This window comes from Halorarum halophilum, from assembly GCF_013401515.1.
Taxonomy (GTDB): Archaea; Halobacteriota; Halobacteria; order Halobacteriales; family Haloferacaceae; genus Halorarum; species Halorarum halophilum.
In genome coordinates, this window is the sequence record NZ_CP058529.1 from 3545247 (window position 1) to 3569936 (window position 24690).

Sequence of the window (24690 nt, forward strand, 5' to 3'; positions counted from 1 at the left end):
CGACATCGTGGTCGGCAAACCTAGCTCACGCCGTGTCGGCCGTCGCCGAGCGTGTCGGGCCGGCGTCGACGTAGCGGTACGCAAAAGCCCCCGCCGGACGAGGCACGTACGATGACCTTCGAGACGACCGTTGAGCCGCGGTATCGCGACCTGGACCCGATGCGCCACGTCAACAACGCGGTGTACGCCACCTACCTCGAACACGCCCGGACGGCGTTCTTCAGGGAGGAGGTGGGCGTGGAACTCCACGACTCGAACGCCGCACTCGCGGCGCTCTCGATCGAGTTCCGCCGGCCGATCGAGGGGCTCGACGACGTGACGGTCGAGCTCCGGGTAACGGATCTCGGGACGACGAGCGCCACGCTCGCGTACGAACTCCGACGCGACGGCGAGACGGTCGCGACGGCCGAGTCGGTGCAGGTGATGCTGGACGAGGAGGGGGACCCGACCCCGCTCCCCGAGGACGTCCGCGCGGCGTTCGAACGCCACCTCGACGGCTGAGCCCGCCGGCCAGCATTGCCCCCTGCCCCGAGGTTATGCTGCTGGTGGGCGGACGGGTGACCGTGAGCGACGACGAGGGTCCGAGGGGCTCGCGGCGCGTCCTGGCCGTGGTCGCGGGTGCGAACTTCAGCCAGCTCGGGGTTCGGCTTCTCCTCGGTGCCGTCGTCCCGTTCGTGCTGCTCGAACTCGACACGACGAAGTCGGTCGTCGGGTTCGCGCTGACCGGGATGTGGGCCGCCTACGCGCTGTTGCAGTTCCCGAGCGGCGTGCTCGCCGACCGCTACGGGGAGCGACCGATCATGCTGGCGGGCGTGGGCGGGGCCGCCGTCGGAACCGGCTTGGTCGCGCTCGCGCCCACCGTCGCGCTGTTCGGCGTCGCCGCGGTGTTGCTCGGCGCCGGCGCCGGCCTGTTCTTCGCCCCCGCGTCGTCGCTGCTCTCCCGCCTCTTCGAGGCGCGCGGCGGCGCGCTCGGCGCGCTGACGGCCGGCGGGGCGCTCGCGGGCGTCGCCTTCCCGGCGGTCGGCGGCTTCCTCGCGGAGGCGCTCGGCTGGCGGATCGCGGTCGGCCTCGGCGCGATCGTGACGGTCCCCGCGTTCGGCGCGATCCTCGTCGTGCTCCCACGCCTCCCGCCGGCGAACTCGGAACGCGACCTCGTGGCTGCGGGCGATCCGGCCCGCCTCGCCGGCCTCCTCACGCGCCCCGACCTCGCGTACACTACCATCGTCGCCGTCTGCACGGGGTTCACGTTCCAGGCGTTCTCGTCGTTCTTCCCGACGTTCCTCGTCCAGCACCGCGGGCTCGATCCGGGCACCGCCGGGCTCGCGTTCGGCGCCGCGTTCGCGCTCTCGTCGGTGGCGCAACCGTTGGCCGGCCGGGCCTCGGACGCGTACACGCGCGACGCCGCCATCGCGGGCAGCGCGGCGCTCACGGCCGTCGGGCTGAGCACGCTCGTCTGGGGGTCGGGAACCGTCGCCCTCGTCGCGGGGACCGCGGTGGTCGGCGCGGGCATCTCCTGGCCCGGCACCGTCCAGGCGCGGATCATGGACCGACTCGACGCTGCCGAGCGCGGCTACGGTTTCGGCCTGATCCGCACGACGTACATGTTCCTCGCGGCGAGCGGCAGCGTGGTGGTCGGCGTGCTGGCGGACGTCGGCGGGTGGCCGCTGGCGTTCGGCACCGTCATCGGCCTGCTCGGCTGTTGTCTGCTTCTGCTCGGCGCGAACCGGGCGTTACGGCTCGGACTGTAGGCTCGGACGTCACGGACCCGGCGCGGTCGACTGCCAGGGCGGTTTCCCGTGCCGGAAGAATCCCCGAACCGGATTACGCAACCTGCGCCGGCTCGGACTCGTCGGCTGGAATCCCGGCCGTCGTCACGTCACCCCGCCCGAGTGCGACGGGACTACTCCTCGGAGAACGGCGCTTCCATCGAACTGACGTCGAGGACCACGTGGTTCGTCGTCCCGTCGATCTCCTCAATCTCGCCGACGAGGACGAGTTCCGAGATGGGCGTCGGCCCGACCACGATCGGGTCCCCGACCCCGAACCCCTCGATGGGCTCTTGAAAGTGGACCCGCGCCTGGCACTGCTCCGGTTCCCTGACGGTGAGCAGGTCGATCTGGTCGACCGTCGCGGTGACGCGCTCGTAGTCGTGGGCGACGATGAGCCGCTCTGGGTCGTCGAGGTTCTGGTAATCGAGGACGTTGAATGCACTCGCGGTGGGCTTGTACCCGCCCTTCGGCCCGGGAATCCCCTCGACCAGACCGAGCGCCTTCAGGCTCTGGAACTGGTTCCGGATGCTCCCAGCCGAGCGGCCGACCTCGTCCGCGACGAACTCCCCCTTCACCGGTGACTCTCTCGACTGGTACTCCTCGACCAGGATGGCGAGTATCCGGTTCTGTACGTCGTTCAGTTCGATCTGGCTCATACAGTCGGTGGTCGTCGTTCGCATAAAGGTCCGAGGAAAAGTACTCTCCTTCCATATCCGACTCCGGGAACGGGTGACCGAACGTCCCGTTCGAGTTCCGTGAGGCGAATGTTCACGTATTCGAACGGTTCCTCACGCCTCCTCCGAACTCGCCTCGGCCCGCCCGGGGTGTCGGGGCCGATGTCGATTGTGTCGCGTGCCAGCGTGGCGAGCGGTCACGCGTTCGACGAGTTCCGGGTCGACACCGAGCGCCGCCGTCACGGTCGATCCGACGTCACCCCCGGAGTCGCACGACGACGCCGTCCGCCCCACTCCGGTCGACGGCCGCCCGGAGGAAGGCGGTGGTCGGCTCGCAAACCGATCCGAGTTCGTCCGGGTCAGTTCGGAACGAGTGCCGTGGCTCCGCCTGCTCGGCGCTCGGGCAGTCCGTCCTGCTGCCCGTCACCCGCTCCAGTCCCCCTGGATGTCGTCCCCGATCCGGTCGCGCCAAAGCCCGAAGCGCGACGCGCAGTCGGACGCCTCCTCGATGTGGTCGATGAACCCGTCCCCGGGGTTGCGCAGGCCGGCGCCGCAGAACGGACAACGGTTCGGGTCGCTCCACACGTCGCTCGCTGCCATGGGAGCCCATCGTGTCCGATCGACAAAAAGAGTACTGGTGAAATAGGACGAATGGGGTGATATACCTTTAATCACTGGAATCCTACTAGGTCTGTCGATGAGATGTGGACGAACAGTTGGATTGAGGAGATGGAAATAGACATGTGGATGTCGTGGATGCTGTTTCGCGTAGTTGGATTGAACGCTCGTGGAGATCGAGTGCGGATGGCGGGACGGCGACTGCTCGAACGGACGAGTGGTCCGAATCCGAATTCGCCGCCGGTTCGCTTCGACGCCATCACCGACCGGGGATCTCGCCTCACCGCACCCGGCTCACGCCTCGCCTGGATCGTGCGACTCGAACCACTCCGTCAATACCTCCAGCCGATGGGTCGCCCGTGAGGGGTCGCCGATGTCGTGGTGCTCGTTCGGGTAGACGACCAGTTTGGCGTCGATGCCGCGCTTGCGGACGCTGACGTAGAGCTGTTCGGCCTGCGTGGGCGGACAGCGCCAGTCCTCCTCGCCCGCCGTGACGAGCAGCGGCGTGTCGATCTCCCCGACGCGCGAGATGGAGGAGATGTCGCGGTACGTCTCCGGGTTCTCCCAGGGCATCCCGAACTCCCACTCGTGCCAGTTGTGGTTGTCGTCGGTGCCGAAGTTCGAGTGGAAGTCGTAGATGCCGTGCTCGGGGGCCGCGGCCGCGAACTCGTCGGTCCGCGTGACGACGTGGGCGGTCGTGATGCCGCCGTAGCTGAAGCCGGTGCAGAACAGCCGGTCCGGGTCGGCGACGCCGTCGGCGACGAGGCGGTCCATCGCGGAGATCACGTCGTCGGACTCGAGGTCGCCCCGGCTTCCCTTCAGCGCCTCCGAGAAGTCGCGGCCGTAGGAGGTCGAGCCGCGGTAGTTCGGCTTGACGACGACGTACCCTCGGCTCGTCCAGTACGCGACGGTGAAGCGGAACTCTGGCGCGTCGTAGCTCATCGGGCCGCCGTGGATGGAGCAGATGGCTGGCGCAGGGCCGTCCGCGTCGGCGTCGAAGCCGTCCGGGTAATAAACGATCGCCTCCACCTCCTCGAGGTCAGCGTTCTCGTAGCTCACCACCTCGCAGTCCGGGAGCGGCGCGTCCGCGACCCAGTCGGCGTTGAGGTCGGTGAGCCGGCGGATCGGCCCGCCCGTGTCGTCCTCCCGGAGTTCGCCGGCGTCGAGCGAGAACGCCTGCGGGGTGTCGTCGGGCGTCGTCAACCCGAGCGCGACGGTGTCGCCGGCGAGGTCGAACGCGCAGATGGTTCGCTGGCGTCCCTGGCGCTCGTACGACCGGCGGGGCTCCCCATCGAGCGGCAGGACCGCGAGCCTGGTCCACGCCTCGTCGGCGATGGGCGCCACGACCGTCTCCCCGTCCAGCCACGCCAGCCCGCCGCCGCGGGCGAGGGTTCGGTCGAGGCCGGCCGAGAGCGACTCGTACTCCGCGTCCGCGTCGTCGGGGGCGACGTACGCGTCGGTGGGCTCGTACCAGTTCTCGTGGTTCCCGCCCGCGAAGGCGAGGCGGTCGCCGTCGGGCGACCACGTCGGAACCATACAGCGCATCGAGCCGTCGGTCAGCCGCCGGAGGTCGGCGCCGTCGGGCGCGATCGTGAACACGTCGACGCTCCCGTCGTCGTCCGGGTGCTCCGCGTTCGACCGGCAGAACGCGATGCGGTTCGAGGAACCCCACGACGGCTGGAGGCCCATGAGCGGCTCGGCGGAGCCGGCGCCGTAGGCGTCGTCGAGGCGGTCGGTCTCGCCCGATTCGCGGTCGACGACGAACAGGTACGTCGTCACGTCGTCGAGCCAGCCGGCGCCGTCCATCTTGTGCTGGAGCCTGGTGACCTCGATCGGCCCGTCGTCCCGCCGCCGGTCGAGGTACTCCCCCTCCTCCTCGGTCGGGTCGCGCGCGGAGACGACGAGACGGTCGCCGTCCGGGCCGAAGTCGAACTCGCCGAGACGGTCGCCGTCCGGGCCGAAGTCGAACTCGCGGACGCCGTGTTCGAAGTCGGTCTCCTGGCGAGCGTCGCCGCCGAGCGCGAGGTCGAAGGTCCACACCTGCGGCTTCGGCCCCTCGCCGCCGTCGCTTCCGTTTCCGCCGCCTCCGCCGTCTCCACCGTTCCTACCGTCCTCATCGCCACCGTCGTCGGATTCGTCCCGGCGCCGGCCCGCCCGCCTGTCGAGGTCGCCGTCCCGGGCGGCGAGGAAGCCGAGCGTGTCGCCGTCGGGTCCCCAGGCCGGCGCGGAGGCCGTCGAGGCACGGGTGAGCCGGTGGGGGTCGCGCGAGCCGTCGGACGGCACGACGTACAGGCCGGTCCTGGACTCGTCGTCGTCCGGGTCGGACTCGCTAGCGACGAACGCGACGCGCTCGCCGTCGGGCGAGAGGGTAACGTCGGTAAGGAGGCGGAGGTCGTAGAACTTCTCTGGATCGATGCCGTCGTCCATGGGGTGGGCTGGGAGAGCGCCCACTTCACCGTTCGGGAACGGGAACCCCCGTGGCTCGGGCGCTACTTGCGTCCGCGACTGGCCTCGTGTCGGCTTCGGACGCCCGCCATCGCCGCCAGGAACGCGTCCAGGTCGACCGTCTCCGCGTTCCAGTCCTGGGCGAGCGCGCGGTCGTACCGGCGCCGCCAGTCGCTGTCCACGGCCAGTTCGACGCCGGCCTCACGGACCCGGCGGCGGAACGCGGGACGCACGGTCGGCTCGACCCGCGCTCGACGGACCGCCTCGGGGGAGACGGCGTCGTCCTCGACGGCCTTCACGACGATGCCGTTGGCGAGGTCCCCCTCCTCGAGCTCCCGCTCCCACGTCGTCAGCCAGTTGCCGATGCGACCGAGCGGCTCCGCGAGCCCGACGGCCTCCCTGACGGCCGGCTCCTCGCGGGGGTCGAACGTTGGCGAGTACATCAGGTCCACCGACGCGAGCGCGTCCATGCACATCGTCGGCGACTGCTCCAGCAGGCACTCCTCGTAGGTGGTCTTCGCGGGGTGTTCGGCCGACCACGCGGCGTGGCGCTGGGCCCGTGCCGTCCACCGGAGGGAGAGCCGGAGCGAGTCCAGGTAGGTCTCGAAACGCGGTGCCCCCTCCAGCCGGTCGACGACGGCGTCCCAGGCGTCGCCGGCCAGGCGGACGCCGGGGTCGTTCGACTCGGCCGGATCCGTCCTCCCCTCGGGGATACCCGCTGCGGTCTCGAACGCCGCGTCGTCCTCGCGCCGGTCGGAGAGGTCGTTGAGCGCCGTCACGAACACCGAGACGAGCAGGCGACCCTCGTCGGCCCGCGGTCGATGACGGGGGGCGACGGAACTCAGGCGGAACGTCGGGAGGGTCTCGGCGAGCCAGGTCCAGACGTACCGACCGCGTTCGGGGATGATTCGGTCGTAGCGCTCGGCCAGCCGCTCCACGCTCGCGGGGAGCGCCCCCTCGCCGAGGGTCTCGCTGCCCCGGTCCACTTCCCGCGTTCCGTCGCCCCGCTCCATGCTGTGGCCGGTGCCTTCTTTCAGCGATATTAAACGACTCGAAAAGTCAGACGAACGTCATGCGCGGGGCGTACTGTTCTCCCGTTCGATACCCCGAGACGACATTCTGAGACCGATTTCCGACCGATAGGGACATCTTGGTGACAGTATTTCGCTTCGCCGGCCGATTCGGAGTTCTCGCGCGACGGGCGAAGCTACTTCCCTGACCTGGCCCTACCCCGCGACATGTCCATCACGCTGTACGCGCTGGACGGCTGTCCGTGGTGCGAGAAGGTTCACGACGCGCTCTCTGAGGAGGGGCTCGAGTACGAGACGGTGTGGACCGACGGGCTCCACTCCGAACGCGACGAGGTCAAGCGCGTGAGCGGCCAGCGCGCCGTGCCGGTGCTCGTGGACGAGGAGCACGGCGTGACGATGAACGAGTCGGCGAACATCCTCGAGTACATCGACCGGACGCTCGCGTAATCATGCCCGTGTACACGGGGCGGGGCGACGAGGGGAAGACCGACCTGCGCGACATGTCGCGAGTGTCGAAGACGTCGCCGCGGATCGAGGCGTACGGCACCGTCGACGAGGCGAACGCGCTCGTCGGCACGGTCCGACCGACCGGGTACGACGACGTCGACGAGATGCTGCGGACGGTCCAGAACCATCTCCACGTCGTCCAGGCCGACTTCGCGAACCCGGACCCGGACGAGGACGACCCGGCCGTGCGCGAGGCCCACACCGAACAGCTCGAGGACTGGATCGACGAACTCGACGAGGAACTGGAGCCGTTGCGGCACTTCGTGCTCCCGTCGGGGAGCGACGCTGGAGCGAAGCTCCACCACGCCCGGACGGTCTCCCGGCGGGCCGAGCGCCGCGCGGTCGCGCTGGCGAACGACGAGCCGGTGAACGAGGAGGCGATCGCGTACCTCAACCGGCTCTCGGACGCGCTGTTCACCTTCGCGCGGGTCGTGAACCAGCGCGACGGCGAACCCGAAGACCGGCCGACGTACTGAGCTGCGGGGTGCCGGTCGTCGGGTGGTCGCCCCGTGGCGAGAGGTAAGGGTTAAGTCTCCCACTGGGGTAGTTCGGGGTGCCGGGTCGGTGGTCTAGTCCGGTTATGACGGCTCCTTCACACGGAGCAGGCCGGCGGTTCGAATCCGCCCCGACCCATGTTTTTGCGGCGTATTGCGACGAGCGGAGCGAGGAGCCACGCCGCCGGAGAACTGTGGAAAAATCCCGTCCCTGCGCTCCGGACGCATTCATATCTGTGGGCCGAGCTGACTTCCCCGATCGAACTTCGGTGGAAACCGCTCCGAGCGGCTCGAACCGTTTACGTCGGCTATAACAACTCCAAGCTCGACGTGTCGGACATCGATGGCAGCGCCCTCCGACGACGATTCGTCCGCCGATTCACGACGCCGATTCCTCGCACTCGCCACGGCCGTCGGGTTGACCGGCTGTACGGGTTTCGAGGGGCACTCCAGCTCCGCCGCCGAGGCATCGACTCCGACGCCGTCCCCACCCTCGACGCCGTCCCCGACCCCCACGCCGTCACAGCCACGGATCGGCAACGTCCCCGTCCAGCGTCGACGGTACTCGCTGCGGGAACTCCCGTACGAGAAGCGTCCGCAGTTCTTCGGACCGTACCGACAGTCCGAGCCCAAGTGCTCGTACCCTGTAGAGGCCGTCCAGGATATCGACAACCTGCGGATGGCCGAAGTCGACGGTCAGACGGGCCACTTCCCGCTCCGGACGGCGCGCTGGCTCCTCCGACTGCTCCACTGCTATCGGGTCACGGGGGACGACGGCTTTCTCTCGAAGGCCGAGGAGATGTCGGGGGCGTTCCTCGCGGACGCCACGAAGGTCGAGGACGGCGGGATCTACTTCCCGTACGGGATCGACAAGAGCGGGTCGAGCGCCTCCATGGAGGCGCCGTGGTACTCGGGGATGTGCCAGGGCGTCGCGCTGTCGGCGTACACCTACTTCCACGAACTGACCGATGACGACGAGCACCTCGAGACAGCCGATCGCGTGCTGGAGACGTTCACCACGCTCGCGCGCGACACGGACGGTCCGTGGACGTCGATGGTCGACCCGGACGGCCACTACTGGGTGGAGGAGTACCCGGCCGACCCGCCGACGCACGTCTTCAACGGCTACTGCGTCGGCCTCTGGGGGCTCTACGATTACTGGATGCACGTGCGCTCCGAGCGGAGCCGATTGCTGCTGGAGGCCGCCCTCACGACGCTGGAACACTCCCTCGAGTACATCCGGGCCCCGAACGACGTGAGCTACTACGGGCTCGACGGGTACTTCTACTGGGAGCGCGGCATGACGGAGACGTATCCGGCCAGGCCGTACCGCGGAAACGCCGCGTACCACGAGGTTCACGTCGCGCAGATCGACAAGCTCTACGAGATCTCCGGCGCCGAGCACTTCCGGGAGATGCGGGAGACGTTCGAGTCCGACCACCCGGTGGACGAGCGGGAGTAACGGCGAGCACGAGTCGTCCGGCTCGTGGAGTTGAGCCGGACGAGCTAGCGGAAGATGCAGGTCGAGATCGCACGGACCATCGGCGAGCACAACGTACGGCTCCCGGTGGTCGACGACGACGGGAAGCTGGAGAGCATCGCCACGGTCGACGACCACGTCAGCACCGTCGGCGAGCAACTCGACGAGGTCGCGGACACGATCGAGGCGCAGTCGCTCGACTACAGTCCCTGATCTCGGGAACGAAGGGGGCGGCTCCCTCTCCTCCCCGACGACCTCCTTCCTCGGACGTTTTTCCCCTGCCACATTAGTGATATGATGGAAACAGGTTCGGGCTCGTTCGACGGAACATCCCCGGCTTATAGAGATAATAGTTAATCACGGGTCGGACGAGGCTCTTCCCGCTATGCCATCAAATACGGGGCGGAGGCCGTTTCTCGCAGCGGTCGGAGGGATCGCCCTCGCCGGTGCGGGGATCGCCGCCACGTCCGAACGCGCGAACGCCGCACAGGCCGACGAAAAGGTCACTCTTCTGGAAGGAACTGAGTACGAGACGACCGGCTACGTCCAGACCGCGGACGCGGACGGGCCGACCGTCCTGGTCGTCGGGGGCCTCCACGGGAACGAGGTCGCCGGCTACGAGGCGGCGGCGAACGTGTCCGACATGGAGCTCGAACGCGGGCGTCTCGTGACCGTCCCGCGGGCGAACGCCACGGCCATCGAGAGCGGAACTCGGATCGGCGCCGACGGGACCGACCTGAACCGCCAGTTCCCGACCGACGAGGAGCCGAGCACCGAGCTCGCACGTGCGCTCTGGGGCGTCGTCGAGGAGTACGAACCGGACGTCGTCATCGACCTCCACGAGTCGCAGGAGCTGTACGAGGGGGACGTCGAGGACGGCGTCGGCCAGGCCATCTTCCACTCGCGCGACGTCCGGGCCGAGGAGGAGGCCCAGGAGGCGGCCGAGACGCTGAACGAGGACTACGTCGACGACTCGACGTACGACTTCACCGTGGCCCCGTTCTCCCTGCCGCCGAGCGAGACGCCCAACATGTTCGTCCACAAGGCGGCCCGGGACACCGACGCCACGGCGTTCCTCGCCGAGACCGTATCGGACGGGCCGGAGCTCTCGACCCGGATTCACTGGCACGCCAGGGTGGTCCGGAGCCTCGTCTGGGAGGAGCTCCTCACCCCCGGTGAGGGTGACCCGGAGGACCCGGACGACGGGGGAGACGCTCCGGAGGAGGAGAACGAGATCCCCGTGGCCCGAATCGAGACCGACCCGGAGAACGCCGAGGAGACGGTGTTCTCGAAGGGTGAGACGGTCAACCTCGACGCCTCCGCCTCCGAGGACCCGGACGGCGAGATCGTGACGTACGAGTGGGACGTCAACGGGACGAACGAGTTCGAGGAGGGCGACGAGACCGCGGAGGTGACGCTCTCGTTCTGCGGCGAACTCCCCGTGGCGCTCCGCGTCACCGACGACGAGGGGGCGACCGCGACCGAGGAGCTCGTCCTCTCGACGGTGTAGCGCGGACCCGGCCGACTCGCTCCGCCCGGACGGTCGACGGCGAGCGAATCGCCCGTGTCCGTTTTCCGTTCCTCTCCCGAACTCCACTGCATGGTCAGTCTCTCCGGCGTCGTGGGAACGGGGAAACGGATCTTCTCCGAGTTCTCGGGGAAGAACGTGACGTTCATGGCCGCGGGCATCGCGTACAACGCGTTCATCTCGCTCGCGCCGCTGCTGCTCGTGCTCCTGTTGACGGTCACCGCCTTCGGGGGCGGGCTGGAGGGCCGCATCGTCGAACTCGCCCGGGGCGCCCTGCCCGGCCCCATCGCCGACGTCATCGCGGAGGTGTTCGAGGGGAACGACGTGGCGGCGGGCGCGTCGGCCGTCGGGCTCCTCACGCTGCTGTGGGGGACGCTGAAGATTTTCCGCGGGCTCGACACCGCCTTCTCGGAGATCTACGAGACGGAGGGACAGAACTCACTCCCCGACCAGCTTGTCGACGGGCTGGTCGTGCTCGTGGCCATCCTCGTGGCCGTCACCGCTACCGTGGGGGTCACCGTCGTCTTCGCGAGACTCTCGGATACGATCCCGTTCGTCGGGGTCCTGACGCCGCTCGTTCTCGTCGCCGGCCTCGTCGTCGCGTTCCTCCCCATCTACTACCGCTTCCCGGACACCGACGTGAGTTGGGGCGACGTCCTCCCGGGCGTCGTGTTCGCGGCGGTCGGCTGGGCAGTCCTCCAGGCGCTGTTCCAGGTGTACATCGCGTCCACGGGCGGGGGCACGGGGAGCTTCTTCGGCGGCGTCATCGTCGTCATCACGTGGCTGTACTTCTCTGGCCTCGTCCTCCTCCTCGGGGCGGTCATCAACGCGGTGCTCGGCGGGCACGCGTCGGGTAAGGCGGGCGGCGTCGGGCAGGGGGCCGCCGGGTTCGACACGACGCACGAGGAGGGGATGAGCCGCGACGAGTTCGCCCAGTACCTGCGCGGGCTCCGCGAGGGGCTCACCGGTCACTACGAGGGGATGCGACCGATGGAGGACGCGGGCGGTGACGGTCGGTACCCCCGACCCGTGGGCGACGTCGAGGTGATCGAACAGACCTCGCGTGAGGGCGACCACGACGAGTGGGCGGTGTCGTTCCGCTGGCGGGCCGAACCCGACGAGTCGGACGACCGGACCGATACCGGGGGGAGTTGAGGGGGGCTCGCAGGGGCCGACGAGCTGGCGGGTGGCTCCTCCCCCGGACAACCTTTTCGACGTTCCCTGTGGTACTGTTTCACGCACCTATGGGAGACATCGACATCGCGATCGGCGTCGACGTCGACGCCGTCGCTGGCTGGCTGGGATCGTACGGTGGCGAGGACTCCCGGGCGGACCTCTCGCGCGGGCTCTCGGCCGGAAACGAGGGCGTTCCGCGGATGCTCACCGTGTTCGAGAACGAGGGAATCGACACCTCCTGGTACGTTCCGGGTCACACCATCGAGACGTTCCGGGAGGAGATCGAAGCGGTCGCGGACGCGGGCCACGAACTCGGTATTCACGGCTACTCCCACGAGAACCCGACCGACCTCTCACGTGACCAGGAGGCAGCCATCATCGAGGCGTCGATCGACCTCGTCGAGGACGTGACCGGCTCCCGGCCGGTCGGACACCGGGCCAGCTGGTGGGAGTTCAGCGAGAACACCGCCGAACTCCTCGACGAGTACGACTTCCTCTACGACAGCAGCCTGATGGAGAGCGAGTTCGAACCACGACAGGTCCGGAAGGGCGATAGCTGGGAGAAGATCGACTACGAGGAGGACCCCGAGACGTGGATGGAGCCGTACGGATACGGCGAGGAACTCGACGTCGTGGAGGTCCCCATCAGCTGGTATCGCGACGACATCCCGCCCATGATGTTCATCAAACACCCCTACTACAACATGGGGTACGCGAGCCCGGAGATGATCCACGAGGAGCTGTACAAGGCGCAGTTCGACTTCCTGTACGACCGGCGCGGGGCCGGCGTCTACACGCTCACCATCCATCCCGACGTCCACGGCAAGCCGCACATGATCCCGCTGCTCGAGGAGTTCATCCAGTACGTGATGGGTCACTCCGGCGTCGAGTTCCTGACGCTCGAAGCGATCGCCAACAAGTACCGGGACGACCCCTCGGTGTACGAGCCGGAGGGCGAGTTCGTCTGAGGCGGTCGTCGTCCCTACCGAGGTTGTCACGGCGTACCTCCGGTGGGGCGGGTTCTGAGGCGACCGACTCAACCCTTTCGTACGTTCGTCCCGTAGACTCTATCGAATGGATCCCCCAGCCTCGGCGAGTGCTACGGAATCGGAGGAGGTCGATCGGCAGTGGTGGAAGGAGGCGACCGCCTACGAGATATACCCCCGGAGCTTCTACGACTCCACCGGCAACGGCGTCGGTGACCTCCCCGGCATCTACGAGAAACTCGACTACCTCGACGACCTCGGCGTCGACCTCCTGTGGCTGACGCCGGTGTACGACTCCCCGCTCGCGGACTTCGGCTACGACATCCGGGACTACCGCTCCATCCTCCCCGAGTACGGCACGATGGACGACTGGGAGCGGGTGCGCGACGGCCTCCACGACCGGGACATCCGCCTCGTCATGGACCTCGTCGTGAACCACACGTCCGACGAACACACGTGGTTCCAGCAGTCCCGCCGCGAGGTCGACCCCTACACCGACTACTACATCTGGCGGGAGGGAGAGTCGGGCGACCCACCGAACAACTGGGAGTCGCTGTTCGGCGGCTCGGCCTGGACCTACGACGAGGTCCGCGGGGAGTACTACCTCCACCTGTTCGACGAGAAACAGCCCGACCTGGACTGGCGGAACCCCGCGGTTCGCGAGGACGTCTACGAGATGATGCGCTGGTGGCTCGACCGGGACGTCGACGGCTTCCGAATGGACGTCGTCAACCTGCTGTCGAAGACCGAGGGGTTCCCCGACGGCGACGCCGGGTCCGTGGTCACCGGCAGCGAGCACTTCATCAACGGTCCCCGGATGCACGAGTACCTCCGCGAGATGGACGAGCGGGTGCTCTCGAACTACGACGACATCGTCACGGTCGGGGAGATGCCGGGGGTCTCCGTGGACGGCGCGCGCGAGTACGTCAGCGACGGGCCGCTCGACATGGTGTTCCACTTCGAGCACATGCGCCTCGACGCCGGGGAGGGGGACGCGTGGGACTTCCGCGACTGGGAGCTCTCCGACCTCAAGGAGACGTTCACGCGCTGGCAGACCGGGCTCGCCGAGGACGGGTGGAACGCGCTGTACCTCAACAACCACGACCAGCCACGGATGGTCTCCCGCTTCGGCGACGAGGAGTACCGCGTCACGTCGGCGAAGCTGCTCGGGACCCTGCTCCACACGCTTCGGGGGACGCCGTTCGTCTACCAGGGCGAGGAGATCGGCATGACGAACGTCCCGTTCGAGAGCGCCGGGCAGTTCGCCGACGTGGAGACGCTCCGGTACGTCGAACGGATGCTGGAGCGCGATGACGTCGAGGGGTTCGCGGACATCAGCGAGGCCGTCAGGTACGGGAGTCGCGACAACGCCCGCACGCCGATGCAGTGGTCCGACGAGCCCAACGGCGGGTTCACCACCGGCGAGCCGTGGCTGGCGGTCAACCCCAACTACCCCGAGGTGAACGTCGAGGACGCGCGCGCCGACCCGAACTCCGTCTGGCACTACTACCGTCGACTCGCCGACCTCCGCGAGGAACACGACGTGCTGGTGTACGGCCGCTACGACCTCGTCGCGCCGGAGCATCCGCAGATCTACTCGTACCTCCGGAGCCTCGGCGACGAGCGGGCGCTCGTCGTCCTGAACTTCTTCGGCGACGAGCCCCGGTTCGACCTCCCGGAGTCGATCGAGTACGGGGAGGCCGACCTCCTGCTCGCGAACTACGACGTCGAACGGCCGGCCCCGCCCGACGCGTTCGACCTGCGTCCCTACGAGGCCCGGGTCTACCGGCTCGACTGACTCCCCGATCGACCCTACCGACTTTCCGACTGAGCCCGCGGGCCCTCCGGTCGACTCTGCTGGCCGCTCTCCGAGGCCGACCGCCTGCTCGCACCCGCGCCGGTTCGGTGGAGTCGGAGCCAGATGTAGCCGTAGTCGTCGAGGGTGATCTCGCAGCTACCGTCGTCGTGGCGCGTATGGTCGGCGTTCCCGAGCAGGGGGTAGAGCGCGTCCCCCTGGACCAGATCCAGGTCGAACTCGAGCGAGCACTTCCCGTCCGACAGGTTGTGCACGCAGACGACGGCGTTCCCGTTGAAGTCGTACCGGTGGGCGAACGCGCACGGGTGGTCCACGTCGATGACGCTGAAGGACCCCTCGCCGATCTCCCTGCTCTCCCGGCGGGTCGCGATGAGCCGCTCCATCCAGTTGAGCAGCGACTCCGCGTCGGCGCGCTGGGCGGCGACGTTCACCTCCTCGTGGCCGAACCGGCCGCCGGAGACGACCGGGAGCACGAGGTCGTCCTCGGACGCCGTCGAGAAGCCGGCGTTCTCCTCGTCGGTCCACTGCATCGGCGTCCGCACGGACGTCCGGCCGGGGAGCGAGAGGTCCTCGCCCATCCCGATCTCGTCGCCGTACAGCAGCATCGGCGTCCCGGGCATCGAGAACAGCAGGCTGAACGCGAGCTTGACCCGCCGCTCGTCGCCGTCGAGCATCGGCGCGAGGCGGCGGCGGATTCCCCGACCGTAGATGCGCATGTCCGTGTCGGGAGCGAACCGCTCGAACACCTCGTCCTGGAGGTCCTTCGGAAGCCGGCCGATGTTGAGCTCGTCGTAGTTGCGCAGGAAGTTCATCCACTGGCCGACGTCCGCCGGCGGGAGGCGTTCGAGCCCCTCGGCGAGCGGCGCCGCGCGTTCGGTCGCGAGCGCGGCGACGAGGTGGGCGTTCAGGACGAAGTTCATCAGCAGGTCCATCTCGGCGCCGTCCCCGAAGTACGACTCCAGCTCACCCGGCGCGTCGTCGGCCTCCGCGAGCAGGACCGCGTCGCTCCGGCGCGCGACGGCGTGGCGCTTGAGGCTCCGAAGCACCTCGTGCGGGTCGTCGAGCTGCTCGGCGTCGGGGTGTTTCGGCTGGATCATGAGCGTCGCCGCGTCGACCCGGAAGCCCGCCACGCCGAGTTCGAGCCAGAACTTCATGATCCGGTAGATCTCGGCGCGGACGTCCGGGTTCGCCAGGTTCAGATCGGGCTGGAACGGGTAGAACCGATGGTAGTAGTACGCGTCCGCCTCCTCGTCGTACGTCCACACGCGCTCGTCCTCGACCTCCCCGGGGAACACCGTGGCGCGCTCGGGGTCCGGCGGCGGTCGCTCGTCCACCCAGACGTAGTAGTCGCGGTACTTCGAGTCGGGGTCCTCCTGGGCCGCCTTGAACCAGGGGTGCTGGTCGGACGTGTGGTTCACCACGAGGTCGATGATGACCCGGATCCCGCGGGCCTCGGCCTCGTCCATGAACTCGACGAAGTCGCCCAGCGTGCCGAGCCGCGGGTCGACGCCGTAGTAGTCGCTTACGTCGTACCCGTTGTCGCGGTTAGGCGTCGGATAGAACGGGAGGAGCCACAGCGCGGAGACACCCAGCCGATCGAGGTAGTCGAGCTTCTGGGTCAGTCCCTGGAAGTCGCCGACTCCGTCGCCGTCAGAGTCGTTGAACGCCTCCACATCCACCGCGTACACGACGGCGTTTTTGAACCAGGTTTCGGGTGATACGGAGACCATTCCCAGCGGTGCTTGGGCACCCACGCCGTTAATCGTTCGTGCCGATCCTGATTGTTATGAATCAATTACCCCGCCGTCGACGGGCGGAAACGGTTACGAACGTAATACTTGGCCGGTTCTCGCGATCTCGGAGCCGGTCCGGGTCGGCTCGAGGTCGTCACGCGTCGTCGTCGCGAACGCGATAGATGACCACGCCGTCGTTCGCGTACACCCGTTCGTACCGCCCGGTGAGTTCGAGCGACCGCTCGAGCGTGCCGAACTGGACGTACCGGAACCCCCGAACCGTGTACCCGCCGCGCGGGACGTAGAGGTAGTCCGGGTCGGGGTCGACGGGGGCGAGCGACGCGTCGAGACACCCGGCGGTCCCACAGGCCGAGGCGTTCTTGAACGCGCCGAGGTGGCGCGCGTACGTCTCGGGCGTCCGCCACTCCGACCCCCAGGGGGCGACCAGGATGGTGCGATCGGCCACCGCCGGGAACCACTCGGCCGCGTCGCCGAGCACGACGAACGTGGAGTCCGGCTCGGTCTCCGCGGCGGCCCACTCCATCGCGGCCACGTCGTCGTCGTCGACGAACGCCGGGGTCGTCCTGTCGGTCGTGGACGCGAACGAGTAGCCGAGCTGGCCCACCCCGGCGATCGCGCCGGTGACGAGGATCGCCGCCACGAGGACCCGACGGGCCCCCGGTCGGTCGGGGACGATTCTCGGGAACCGGCGGGCGAGTTCGACCGCCACGCCGACGACCGCGAACGAGCCGACGGTGTACACGAACCGCGGCTGGGCGAACGCGATCTCCGCGACGACGACCCAGGCGGGCAGCACGCGACGCCCCGCGAGCGCGAGGATGACGGCGGCCGTGAGGGGGACGAACGTCCAGATGGACACGCCCGAGAACAGCCCGCCGCCGACGCCGCCGTGGGTGCCGGCGGCGGCGGCGAACACGGTCGGGCCATGGATCGTGGCGACGGTCACCCACCACGGAGCGGTCACCGCCGCGCCGCCGAGCCCCATCGCCGTCCCCCGGAGCAGTCCGGACAGCGTCCGGTCGAAGCCGATCCAGAACAGCACGGCGGTGAGGACGGCGAACAGCGTGTAGGTCGGGTGCGTGAGCACCGTGAGCGCGAACAGGACGACGGCGGCCGGGAGCCACGTCGAGTCGCGGTCCCGGAACAGGCGGAGCGCCGCGTACGAACTCGAGAGCGCGAACAGGAACGCGGGGGCGCGGACCACCCCGCCGGCCGAGATGTGCCACTGCAGCACCTGCGGGTTCACCCCGAGCAGGAGCGCGGCAGCACAGCCCTGCGCCCGTCCGTCGAGCAGGTCGCGCCCGAGCAGGTACGCCGGGACGAGCGCGGCGGCGGTGACCAGCGGCGGGAGGAACCGCGCGGCGGCGAACGTGCCGACCCCGAGATCGCGGAGGACGGCGAGCACGTAGAAGCCGAGCGGCGGGTACGCGACCGGCACAGGTTCGGTCGTGTAGCCGGAGACGCCCGCGGGGAGCCCGTACCCGGACGCCCGGATGCCGTCGGCGATGACGGTGTAGAGCCCGGCGCCGAACGCCGGGTACGGGTTCGTGAGGACGTACGTCGCCGCGACCGCGAGGCCGACCGCCAGCACACCACCGACCCACGGCGCGTCTGCGCGGGAGAACGGCGCGTCCGGCCAGGCGCGTGCGCCCGCGAACGCCCGAGTGAACGCGCCGGATTGCTCCCGGTTCGATACGACCGACGAGCCGGGCTCCCCCGTCGACGTGCTGCGCTTTCCGGTCGCGTCCCCGGGGTTCCCGGTCGAATCGTCGCTCCCGCCCGCCGAGTCGCCGCTCATCGTCTCCCCAGCGTGAACGGCGTCCGGAGTGACAGTCGGTACGAACTCAGGCGGTATTCCACCAGGAGCCACCACGGCGCGACCACGAGGAGCGTCAGGGCCGCGAGGATCTCGGGAATGCCCATCCAGGGCGGCAGGACGTACGCGATGGCGTTCACGACCGAGGGCGGGAGGTTCGCGGCGAGCCGGGAGATCAGGTCGCCCTCCCCGCTCGCTGCCGGCGGTTCGTTCGACTCCAACCCGAGCGAGTCGGCGCTCTCCCCGCCCTCGCTCTCGTCGCCCGTGCCGAGCCTTTCGGACTCGTACGGGAAGCCGACGTCGGCGGTCCAGACGATCTCGCCCTCCTGATCGATCTCGAACACGCGGTCGCCGTTCGAGTCGGTGATCAGCGTGTGCCCGTTCGGCAGGCGGTCGGCGTCACGGGGCCACGTCATGCGCTGGTCGGCCCACACCCAGCTCCGCTCCCAGCCGCCGTCCACGCGCTGGTACTCGACGACACGACCGCGCTCGGAGTCGGCGACCAGCACCGCGGGGCCGCCCCGCTCGGCGGGGATGAAGTCGGGATTGTGTTGCTCGTACAGCACGCTGTGGTCGTCGTCGGCGCCGAGCGTCCAGTCCTCCATGTACCCCCGTTCGAGGTCGATGAACGCCACCTGGTCGTGGTTCCGGATGCTCACCATCACGGCCTCGCGGCCGTCGATCTCGACGGCCTCGACGTCGTTGATGTGCGTCCAGTCGTCGGGGTACGGGCCGCCGCTCTCGGGGTCGAACTGGCTCTGTGCGTCCCACTCCCACTCGACGATCCCGGTGGTCGCGTTCACGATGTACGTGCGATCCCGGTCGATGTCCGCGACGAGGAGGCGCTCGTCGTCGATCCGGTCGACGTCGTGCCACCGGGTCGAGTGCTTGCCGGGCGTGATGCGGCTGTACACGTGCGTCGTCTCGCCCGTGGTGAGGTTCACCCGCTCGACGCCGTTCCGGGTGCACACCGACTCGGAGCCGCAGTCCTCGGGGGTGAGGTGGTCGGCGTAGACGTACTCGACGGTGGCGTTCGTCCCCTCCACGGGGTCGACGTCCCAGTACCGCGTGTGGGTGTTGTCGTAGTAGTAGATGCTTCCGTCCGGAGCGAACGCGACGAGTTCGGCGAGCTGACGGGCTCCCGACCCCTCGTCGCCCACGAACGCCGTCGAGTCGGTGCCGACGATGGTGATGTTGTCACGCTCGCCGACCACCTGCCCGGTGTCACCCGAGCGGAACGCCTGTTCGACCGACGGGTCGCCCCGCACGCTGTCGCCGGCGAACTGGGCCGACGCGAAGCCACCGGCGAGGACGGCCGCTGCCAACAGTGTGAGCACTCCGAGCGTGACGCGGCGCCGATTCCCCATGTTCACCCGCGTACAATGGCGAACGAGCGGAAAAACGCTTCTCATCCAGTCCGGGCGTCCCGATCGTCGCCCGAGTCGGCGCCCGTCAGCAATGGCCCGGATCGGCCCCGCTGACGGCCGATCGCCCCGCAATCGGAGCCTCGGTCCCCGTCCGGCGCGATGCAATCCGCGTCGCGGAACGATTAAACGGTTCTGCAGCGAATTATCCGAGGAGTCGATGGCTACACCGTCCCCAGTCGCCACGCGCCGACGAACGCTCGCCGCGCTCGGTGCTACCGCCGGAACTGCCCTCACCGGCGGCTGTCTCGATCAGCTCCGGAGCGTGGCCAGCCGGAACACGAGCCAGCGGGTCTCGCTCGACATCAAGGCCCCCCCGGCCGACGAGGACCCGATGGCGATCGCGATCGCACGCACGCTGGCCGAGAACCTCCACGCGGTCGGTATCGCCTCCCAGGTGACCCCCGTCGCCATCGAGGAACTGTACCGGCAGGTGCTCATCAACAACGACTTCGACGTCTACGTCGGTCGCTACCCCACGACGTCCGTCATCGGGCCGGACGAGTTCTACCCGCTGTTACACTCCCGGTTCACGGGCGAGGCGGGGTGGCAGAACCCGTTCGGCTGTACCGACCTGACGATCGACGAACTGCTCGACCGGCAGCGCACGACGACGGGCGAGGAACGGAACGCGGCCGTCACGGACCTCCAGGGCGCGATCGACGACGTGCGCCCGTTCTCCGTGCTCGCGTTCCCGGACGACCTCTCGGCCGTCCGCGAGGGGCGCTACGAGGGGTGGATCGGCACAGCTGAGGGCTTCGACACGCCCCTCGGCCTGCTGGGTCTCGACAAGGTAACGACGACCGTGGACGCGTCGGAGGGGGACGAGGCGGCCGCCCCCGACCGGCTCCGGCTGGCGACGACAGACGTGCGAGTCACGGAGAACCGCAATCCAGTCGCCGTCGAGTTCCGGAACACCGGCGCGTTCACCGGCCTCGTGTACGACTCGCTCGCGAGGCAGTTCACCGACGAGATCCGCCCGTGGCTCGCGACCAGCTGGGAGTGGCCAGGCGAGGACGAGACGGAGGGTCGGCGGACCGTACGCACGGACGGCACCGAGTCCGGCGGGGGGACGCCGGGGAACGGGACGGCCGCCGGAACACCGGGCAACGAGACCGCGGCGACCCCGGCTAGCACGGGGACCCCGACGGGTACCGGGGTCGCCGAACCCACGGCGGGCAACGGGACCGAGACGGGAACCGAGCGAACAGAGGAGGCGGACGGGACCGTGACGATCGAGGCCGGGGAGGGCGAGCTGTCGGCGATCGTCCGACTCCGCGAGGGGCTGACCTGGCACGACGGCGAGCCGCTCACCGCCGCCGACGTCGCGTTCACCTACGAGTTCCTGACCGACACGTCGATGGGCGAACTGGAGTCGCCGGTCCCGGCCCCTCGGTTCCGGGGCCAGTCCTCGCTGGTCACGTCGGCCCGGGCGATCGACGACCGGACGCTGGCGCTGCGGTTCAACACGACGAACCGGCGGGTGGCGGCCGGCGCCCTCACGGTCCCGATACTGCCCGAGCACGTCTGGACCGAACGGACCGGCAAGGTTGACGTCCCCGGGCTCGGCACCGAGGGGGTCACCGAGGCGCTCGTCTGGGCGAACCCCGAACCCGTGGGAAGCGGCCCGCTCGAGTTCGAGCGCGCGACGGCGGGGGAGTCGGTGCTGTTCTCGCGCTTCGAGGAGCACTTCCTCGCCTCCGACGAACCTCCGGAGGGCCTCCCCGAGCGGCTCCACGGCAAGCCGGCGTTCGACGAACTGTTCGTCCAGGCGGCCCCGTCCGACTCGACCGCGGTCGAGCTCGCGACGGCGGGCGACGTCGACGCGACCATCTCGCAGCTGAACCCGTCGACGGTGCCGCGGATCGGCCGCACGAACGAACTGCGGCTCGTCTCCTCCCGGTCGTGGTCGTTCTACCACCTCGGGTTCAACATGCGGCGCTCGCCGCTGTCGAACCCGCACTTCCGGGGGGCGATCTCCCGGCTGCTCGACGCGGAGCGGGTCGCGAACGAGCAGTTCGGTGGCTACGCGCGGCCGGCCGCGACGCCGCTTGCCGGAAGCAAGTGGGAAGCGCCCGAACTCCGGTGGGACCAGGAGACGCGCAACGAGCGCTTCCACGGCCGGAACGGCGAACTCGACGTGGAGCGCGCCCGGACGGCCTTCCGCGAGGCGGGGTATCGATACGATGAGGAGGGCCGACTCCGCCACTGATGAGCACGCTCGTCGCCGTCCTGGTCCAGGTGTTCGTCGTCGTCACGGCGCTCTGTCTGGCCGGCGCCATCGTGCTCGCCCGCGAGGGCCGTGTCGCGCTGCTCCGAACGGACGGCCGTCGCCGGATCAGGGAGGTCGGGCCGGCGATGCTCGCGCTCGGCGCCATGCTCCTCCTCAACGGCCTCGTTCGCGAGCGCGTTCCCGACGTCTCGTGGCTGATCGGCGTGAACATCACCGGCTACATCCACGCGCTGGAGGGCGGGTTCGTCCCGTGGGTCCAGTCGTTCGCCACGCCGGCGGCGACGGCGTACTTCTCGTTCGTGTACGTGTTCGGCTACACCTTCCTCCTCGTGTTCCCGCTGCTCGCGTACCTGCTCCACCCCGACCCCGACCACCTCCGCGAACTCGCGGTGGCCTACGGGCTGAACTACGCCATCGGGCTGGTCTGTTACGCCGTCTTCGTCGCCTATGGCCCGCGGAACCTGCTCGTGGACCAGGTGGAACCGCTGCTGTACTCGACCTACCCGGAGTACCAGACGCTGGTCAGCCACGTGAACACGAACACGAACGTCTTCCCCTCGCTGCACACGTCGCTGTCCCTCACGACCGCGGCGTTCGCGGTGCGAACGCGCCGGACGTACCCGGCCTGGGGGGTGATCGCACCCGCCCTCGCCGCGAGCGTCGTCGTCGCGACGATGTACCTCGGCATCCACTGGGCGACCGACGTCGTCGCGGGGGCGTTGCTCGCGGCGCTGTGCGTGACGCTCGCGCGTCGTTCGGACACCGAGGCGCTGCTCGGCCGCATCCGCGCGGCCGGCGACTGGCGCGTTCGGGGATAAGTCCCCTGGCTGGACGACAACGGCCCCGGTCGGGGGCGTCCGCGACCGCGTCGCCCACCGGAACGACCCTGTCGCGTGGAACCAACCTTCAAGACGCGAGGCGGCGTACCTCCGCAACGGAGTTATGGATATCGAAGACATCGCCGTGCCGGAGTTCGTCGAGGTGGAGTCGGACGAGCGACTCGGAAAGATCCGCTCCCTCTTCGAACGCGAGAACCCGAAGGGCATCATCGTGGTCGAGGACGGCGAGTACGCGGGGGTCATCGGCGAGCGGGACCTCGTCCGGTCCCGCGTCGAGGACGACACCAAGGCGGCGGCGCTGATGAACCACGCGCCGGAGGTCGACCGCCGGGAGGACGTGCGGGAGGTGGCGCGCGTGCTCGTCGAGGGGAACGTGAAGGTGGCGCCGGTGTACGAGGGGAGCAAGCTCTACGGCATCGTCACCGCCGACGCGATCCTCCACGCGGTGCTCGAGAACCTGGACGCGCTCACCGTGGAGGACATCTACACCACCGACGTGGTCTCCATCGGCGATGGGGCTGGGGTCGGCCAGGCGATCAACCGCCTGCGGGAACACGGCATCTCCCGGCTACCCGTCGTCACCGACGACGGCCGGCTGACCGGCGTCCTCACCACGCACGACATCGTCGACTTCGTCGTCCGCGAGGACGAACGACAGGGGAAGGGCGACCGAAGCGGCGACCTCGACCGGATGCTCGACCTCCCGGTGTACGACCTGATGTCGAGCCCGGTGTTCACGACCACCCCCGGCACCACCGTCCGCGCGGCCGTGGAGTCGATGATGGACAACGACGTGAACGGGCTCGTCGTCACGCCCGCCGACGACGACGGCTTCGTCTCCGGCGTCGTCACCAAGACGGACGTGCTCCGCGCGCTCACGTTCACCCAGGAGGAGGCGATGGACGTCCAAATCACCAACGTGGAGCTGATGGACAGCACCATCACGCGCGAGGACGTCCGCGAGTCGATCGGCCAGGTGGCCGAGAAGTACCAGGAGATGCAGGTCATGCACGCGCACGTCCGCTTCCACGAGCACAAGGAGAAGCTCCGCGGCACCCCGCTCATCCAGGCCCAGATCCGCCTGCGCACGACGCACGGGCAGGTCGCCGGATCCGGGGAGGGGTACGGCGCCGAGCACGCGTTCCACGTCGCGCTCGACAAACTGGAGCGGAACGTCCTCGAGCTGAAGGGCGTCGTCGCCGACGAGCGGTACCGCGGGCAGCTCCTCCGGAAACTCGGCGAGCTCTGAGGCCCGGCGGAACACGGCGAACAGTCCGTACCTCGGCGACGTCCCGGCTACGACTCCGGCACGAGTCGAGCGACATCGCCCTCCGCGACGTCCGCCGCCGACACGCGGAGGTCCTCGTCGCCCGCGACCGACACCACGATCTCCCGTTTTCGCGACCGCAGATACAGCCCGAGCAGCGCGACCCCGACGAGCAGGGCGAGCGCGCCGACCACCCGGAGGACGTCGTCCAGCAGCGCGATCGCGGAGAGCAGGCTCCCCAGCAGCGCGACCGTTCCGCCCATCCCGGTCGCGCCCGCGCCGCTCGCGGAGGGGGCCACGTCGGCCATCCCGTCCAGCGGCACGGTCGCGCCGGCGGCGACGAGGACTCCACCGACGAGGATCGCCTTCAGCGCCGGCGCGACGTACCCGCCGCGCCCGGACGCGACGACGCGAATCCCCTCGACGTTCGGACGCTGCACGACGGCGAGCGTCCGACCGTCGGTCCCGGGCGTGTGGACGAGCAGCCGGTGGCTCGTCCGCACGAGGCGACCGCCGTCGACCGGGACGCTCGCCTCGACGACCTCACCGTCGTACAACAGCTTCGTCAGTTCGGGGTCGTCGGCCGCGGGGTCGGCGTTCGCCGAGGCAGTACTGGTGGTCGCTCGATTCGAATCCACCGCAGGGTCGGACGTCGCTCCCGGCTCCGCCTCGGCGATGAGGTCGGTGGGAGCGACCGATTCCGAGTCCGTGCCGTGGTGGGTGTCGACCGACGCGTTCGCGGCGTCGTCGCCGTCGCTCGCGGTCGGATCCAGTCGAGAACCGAGCGTGTCGTCGGGGGAGTCCGCGCCGAACTCGAAACCCCCGGTCATGCG

The 24690-nt window shown here is 69.2% G+C and carries 21 protein-coding genes, 1 tRNA gene and 1 pseudogene; 14 read left to right on the top strand and 9 right to left on the bottom strand.

From position 1 onward, the window contains the following. Positions 1–111: 111 nt before the first annotated feature. Together HUG10_RS17670 and HUG10_RS17675 are read left to right on the top strand one after the other, a co-directional pair. Positions 112–501: an acyl-CoA thioesterase gene (locus tag HUG10_RS17670; RefSeq protein ID WP_179170821.1), complete on the top strand. Its 390-nt coding sequence runs from the start codon at positions 112–114 to the stop codon at positions 499–501. 62 nt (positions 502–563) lie between these two features. Next, complete coding sequence (locus HUG10_RS17675) at positions 564–1748, top strand: MFS transporter (protein WP_179170822.1); 1185 nt, start codon at positions 564–566, stop codon at positions 1746–1748. A gap of 152 nt (positions 1749–1900) precedes the next feature. Here the strand turns inward: HUG10_RS17675 and HUG10_RS17680 are convergent, their stop codons facing one another. The 5 genes from HUG10_RS17680 to HUG10_RS17700 form a co-directional block, all read right to left on the bottom strand. Then, on the bottom strand, positions 1901–2425 hold the full coding sequence (locus HUG10_RS17680) for an HTH domain-containing protein (RefSeq protein WP_179170823.1): 525 nt from the start codon (positions 2423–2425) through the stop codon (positions 1901–1903). A gap of 274 nt (positions 2426–2699) precedes the next feature. After that, entirely contained in the window at positions 2700–2870 is a 171-nt protein-coding gene (locus HUG10_RS17685; protein ID WP_179170824.1) for a hypothetical protein, read from the bottom strand. After that, positions 2867–3043, bottom strand: coding sequence for a DUF7501 family protein (locus HUG10_RS17690; RefSeq protein ID WP_179170825.1), 177 nt, complete (start codon positions 3041–3043; stop codon positions 2867–2869). The genes HUG10_RS17685 and HUG10_RS17690 overlap by 4 nt, the downstream gene beginning before the upstream one ends. 312 nt (positions 3044–3355) lie before the next feature. Then, positions 3356–5488 (bottom strand): S9 family peptidase, encoded by a 2133-nt coding sequence (locus HUG10_RS17695; protein WP_179170826.1) that lies wholly within the window; start codon positions 5486–5488, stop codon positions 3356–3358. Positions 5489–5550: 62 nt separating this feature from the next. Further along, positions 5551–6519, bottom strand: a complete 969-nt coding sequence (locus tag HUG10_RS17700) for a hypothetical protein (protein WP_179170827.1) — start codon at positions 6517–6519, stop codon at positions 5551–5553. A gap of 225 nt (positions 6520–6744) precedes the next feature. Between HUG10_RS17700 and HUG10_RS17705 the strand changes: the two genes are divergently transcribed. From HUG10_RS17705 to HUG10_RS17745, 9 genes and pseudogenes are all read left to right on the top strand, one after another. Continuing rightward, positions 6745–6984, top strand: a complete 240-nt coding sequence (locus tag HUG10_RS17705) for a glutathione S-transferase N-terminal domain-containing protein (RefSeq protein WP_179170828.1) — start codon at positions 6745–6747, stop codon at positions 6982–6984. Between the two features lie 2 nt (positions 6985–6986). Then, positions 6987–7520 carry a cob(I)yrinic acid a,c-diamide adenosyltransferase gene (locus HUG10_RS17710; RefSeq protein WP_179170829.1) on the top strand — a complete coding sequence of 178 codons (534 nt, stop codon included), beginning with the start codon at positions 6987–6989 and terminating at the stop codon, positions 7518–7520. An 82-nt stretch (positions 7521–7602) separates the two neighbouring features. Then, positions 7603–7677 (top strand) — tRNA-Val (locus HUG10_RS17715). A gap of 204 nt (positions 7678–7881) precedes the next feature. Next, on the top strand, positions 7882–9000 hold the full coding sequence (locus HUG10_RS17720; protein WP_179170830.1) for a D-glucuronyl C5-epimerase family protein: 1119 nt from the start codon (positions 7882–7884) through the stop codon (positions 8998–9000). Positions 9001–9060: 60 nt separating this feature from the next. Continuing rightward, positions 9061–9231 (top strand): annotated as a pseudogene (locus HUG10_RS17725) (CBS domain-containing protein); the annotation flags it as partial. 172 nt (positions 9232–9403) lie between these two features. After that, positions 9404–10528 (top strand): PKD domain-containing protein, encoded by a 1125-nt coding sequence (locus HUG10_RS17730; RefSeq protein ID WP_179170832.1) that lies wholly within the window; start codon positions 9404–9406, stop codon positions 10526–10528. A 90-nt stretch (positions 10529–10618) separates the two neighbouring features. Next, entirely contained in the window at positions 10619–11701 is a 1083-nt protein-coding gene (locus HUG10_RS17735; RefSeq protein ID WP_179170833.1) for a YihY/virulence factor BrkB family protein, read from the top strand. Positions 11702–11790: 89 nt separating this feature from the next. Next, positions 11791–12690 carry a polysaccharide deacetylase family protein gene (locus tag HUG10_RS17740; protein WP_179170834.1) on the top strand — a complete coding sequence of 300 codons (900 nt, stop codon included), beginning with the start codon at positions 11791–11793 and terminating at the stop codon, positions 12688–12690. 106 nt (positions 12691–12796) lie between these two features. Further along, complete coding sequence (locus tag HUG10_RS17745) at positions 12797–14506, top strand: glycoside hydrolase family 13 protein (RefSeq protein ID WP_179170835.1); 1710 nt, start codon at positions 12797–12799, stop codon at positions 14504–14506. Between the two features lie 14 nt (positions 14507–14520). Here the strand turns inward: HUG10_RS17745 and HUG10_RS17750 are convergent, their stop codons facing one another. The 3 genes from HUG10_RS17750 to HUG10_RS17760 form a co-directional block, all read right to left on the bottom strand. Next, positions 14521–16254, bottom strand: coding sequence for an alpha-amylase family protein (locus HUG10_RS17750; protein ID WP_179170836.1), 1734 nt, complete (start codon positions 16252–16254; stop codon positions 14521–14523). Positions 16255–16411: 157 nt separating this feature from the next. Next, positions 16412–18076 (bottom strand): glycosyltransferase family 39 protein, encoded by a 1665-nt coding sequence (locus HUG10_RS17755; RefSeq protein ID WP_179170837.1) that lies wholly within the window; start codon positions 18074–18076, stop codon positions 16412–16414. Beyond that, positions 18073–19461 carry an aryl-sulfate sulfotransferase gene (locus HUG10_RS17760; protein ID WP_179170838.1) on the bottom strand — a complete coding sequence of 463 codons (1389 nt, stop codon included), beginning with the start codon at positions 19459–19461 and terminating at the stop codon, positions 18073–18075. The genes HUG10_RS17755 and HUG10_RS17760 overlap by 4 nt, the downstream gene beginning before the upstream one ends. 217 nt (positions 19462–19678) lie before the next feature. Here HUG10_RS17760 and HUG10_RS17765 point away from each other — a divergent pair, with 217 nt between their 5' ends. The 3 genes from HUG10_RS17765 to HUG10_RS17775 all read left to right on the top strand — a co-directional run bounded on the left by HUG10_RS17765 (position 19679) and on the right by HUG10_RS17775 (position 23839). Then, positions 19679–21730, top strand: a complete 2052-nt coding sequence (locus HUG10_RS17765; RefSeq protein ID WP_179170839.1) for an ABC transporter substrate-binding protein — start codon at positions 19679–19681, stop codon at positions 21728–21730. Continuing rightward, positions 21730–22569 carry a phosphatase PAP2 family protein gene (locus HUG10_RS17770; protein WP_218780621.1) on the top strand — a complete coding sequence of 280 codons (840 nt, stop codon included), beginning with the start codon at positions 21730–21732 and terminating at the stop codon, positions 22567–22569. The genes HUG10_RS17765 and HUG10_RS17770 overlap by 1 nt, the downstream gene beginning before the upstream one ends. A 124-nt stretch (positions 22570–22693) precedes the next feature. After that, positions 22694–23839, top strand: a complete 1146-nt coding sequence (locus HUG10_RS17775; RefSeq protein WP_179170840.1) for a CBS domain-containing protein — start codon at positions 22694–22696, stop codon at positions 23837–23839. Between the two features lie 47 nt (positions 23840–23886). Here the strand turns inward: HUG10_RS17775 and HUG10_RS17780 are convergent, their stop codons facing one another. Next, complete coding sequence (locus HUG10_RS17780; protein WP_179170841.1) at positions 23887–24687, bottom strand: hypothetical protein; 801 nt, start codon at positions 24685–24687, stop codon at positions 23887–23889. Between the last annotated feature and the right edge of the window lie 3 nt (positions 24688–24690).

Excerpts from the sequence above, each read along its gene's own strand:
- HUG10_RS17695 (WP_179170826.1), bottom strand. The coding sequence starts at position 5,488 with ATGGACGACGGCATCGATCCAGAGAAGTTCTACGACCTCCGCCTCCTT.
- HUG10_RS17680 (WP_179170823.1), bottom strand. The coding sequence starts at position 2,425 with ATGAGCCAGATCGAACTGAACGACGTACAGAACCGGATACTCGCCATC.
- HUG10_RS17740 (WP_179170834.1), top strand. The coding sequence starts at position 11,791 with ATGGGAGACATCGACATCGCGATCGGCGTCGACGTCGACGCCGTCGCT.
- HUG10_RS17765 (WP_179170839.1), top strand. The coding sequence starts at position 19,679 with ATGGCTACACCGTCCCCAGTCGCCACGCGCCGACGAACGCTCGCCGCG.
- HUG10_RS17710 (WP_179170829.1), top strand. The coding sequence starts at position 6,987 with ATGCCCGTGTACACGGGGCGGGGCGACGAGGGGAAGACCGACCTGCGC.
- HUG10_RS17705 (WP_179170828.1), top strand. The coding sequence starts at position 6,745 with ATGTCCATCACGCTGTACGCGCTGGACGGCTGTCCGTGGTGCGAGAAG.
- HUG10_RS17760 (WP_179170838.1), bottom strand. The coding sequence starts at position 19,461 with ATGGGGAATCGGCGCCGCGTCACGCTCGGAGTGCTCACACTGTTGGCA.
- HUG10_RS17735 (WP_179170833.1), top strand. The coding sequence starts at position 10,619 with ATGGTCAGTCTCTCCGGCGTCGTGGGAACGGGGAAACGGATCTTCTCC.
- HUG10_RS17750 (WP_179170836.1), bottom strand. The coding sequence starts at position 16,254 with ATGGTCTCCGTATCACCCGAAACCTGGTTCAAAAACGCCGTCGTGTAC.
- HUG10_RS17770 (WP_218780621.1), top strand. The coding sequence starts at position 21,730 with ATGAGCACGCTCGTCGCCGTCCTGGTCCAGGTGTTCGTCGTCGTCACG.
- HUG10_RS17690 (WP_179170825.1), bottom strand. The coding sequence starts at position 3,043 with ATGGCAGCGAGCGACGTGTGGAGCGACCCGAACCGTTGTCCGTTCTGC.
- HUG10_RS17780 (WP_179170841.1), bottom strand. The coding sequence starts at position 24,687 with ATGACCGGGGGTTTCGAGTTCGGCGCGGACTCCCCCGACGACACGCTC.
- HUG10_RS17720 (WP_179170830.1), top strand. The coding sequence starts at position 7,882 with ATGGCAGCGCCCTCCGACGACGATTCGTCCGCCGATTCACGACGCCGA.
- HUG10_RS17700 (WP_179170827.1), bottom strand. The coding sequence starts at position 6,519 with ATGGAGCGGGGCGACGGAACGCGGGAAGTGGACCGGGGCAGCGAGACC.
- HUG10_RS17670 (WP_179170821.1), top strand. The coding sequence starts at position 112 with ATGACCTTCGAGACGACCGTTGAGCCGCGGTATCGCGACCTGGACCCG.
- HUG10_RS17775 (WP_179170840.1), top strand. The coding sequence starts at position 22,694 with ATGGATATCGAAGACATCGCCGTGCCGGAGTTCGTCGAGGTGGAGTCG.
- HUG10_RS17730 (WP_179170832.1), top strand. The coding sequence starts at position 9,404 with ATGCCATCAAATACGGGGCGGAGGCCGTTTCTCGCAGCGGTCGGAGGG.
- HUG10_RS17745 (WP_179170835.1), top strand. The coding sequence starts at position 12,797 with ATGGATCCCCCAGCCTCGGCGAGTGCTACGGAATCGGAGGAGGTCGAT.
- HUG10_RS17755 (WP_179170837.1), bottom strand. The coding sequence starts at position 18,076 with ATGAGCGGCGACTCGGCGGGCGGGAGCGACGATTCGACCGGGAACCCC.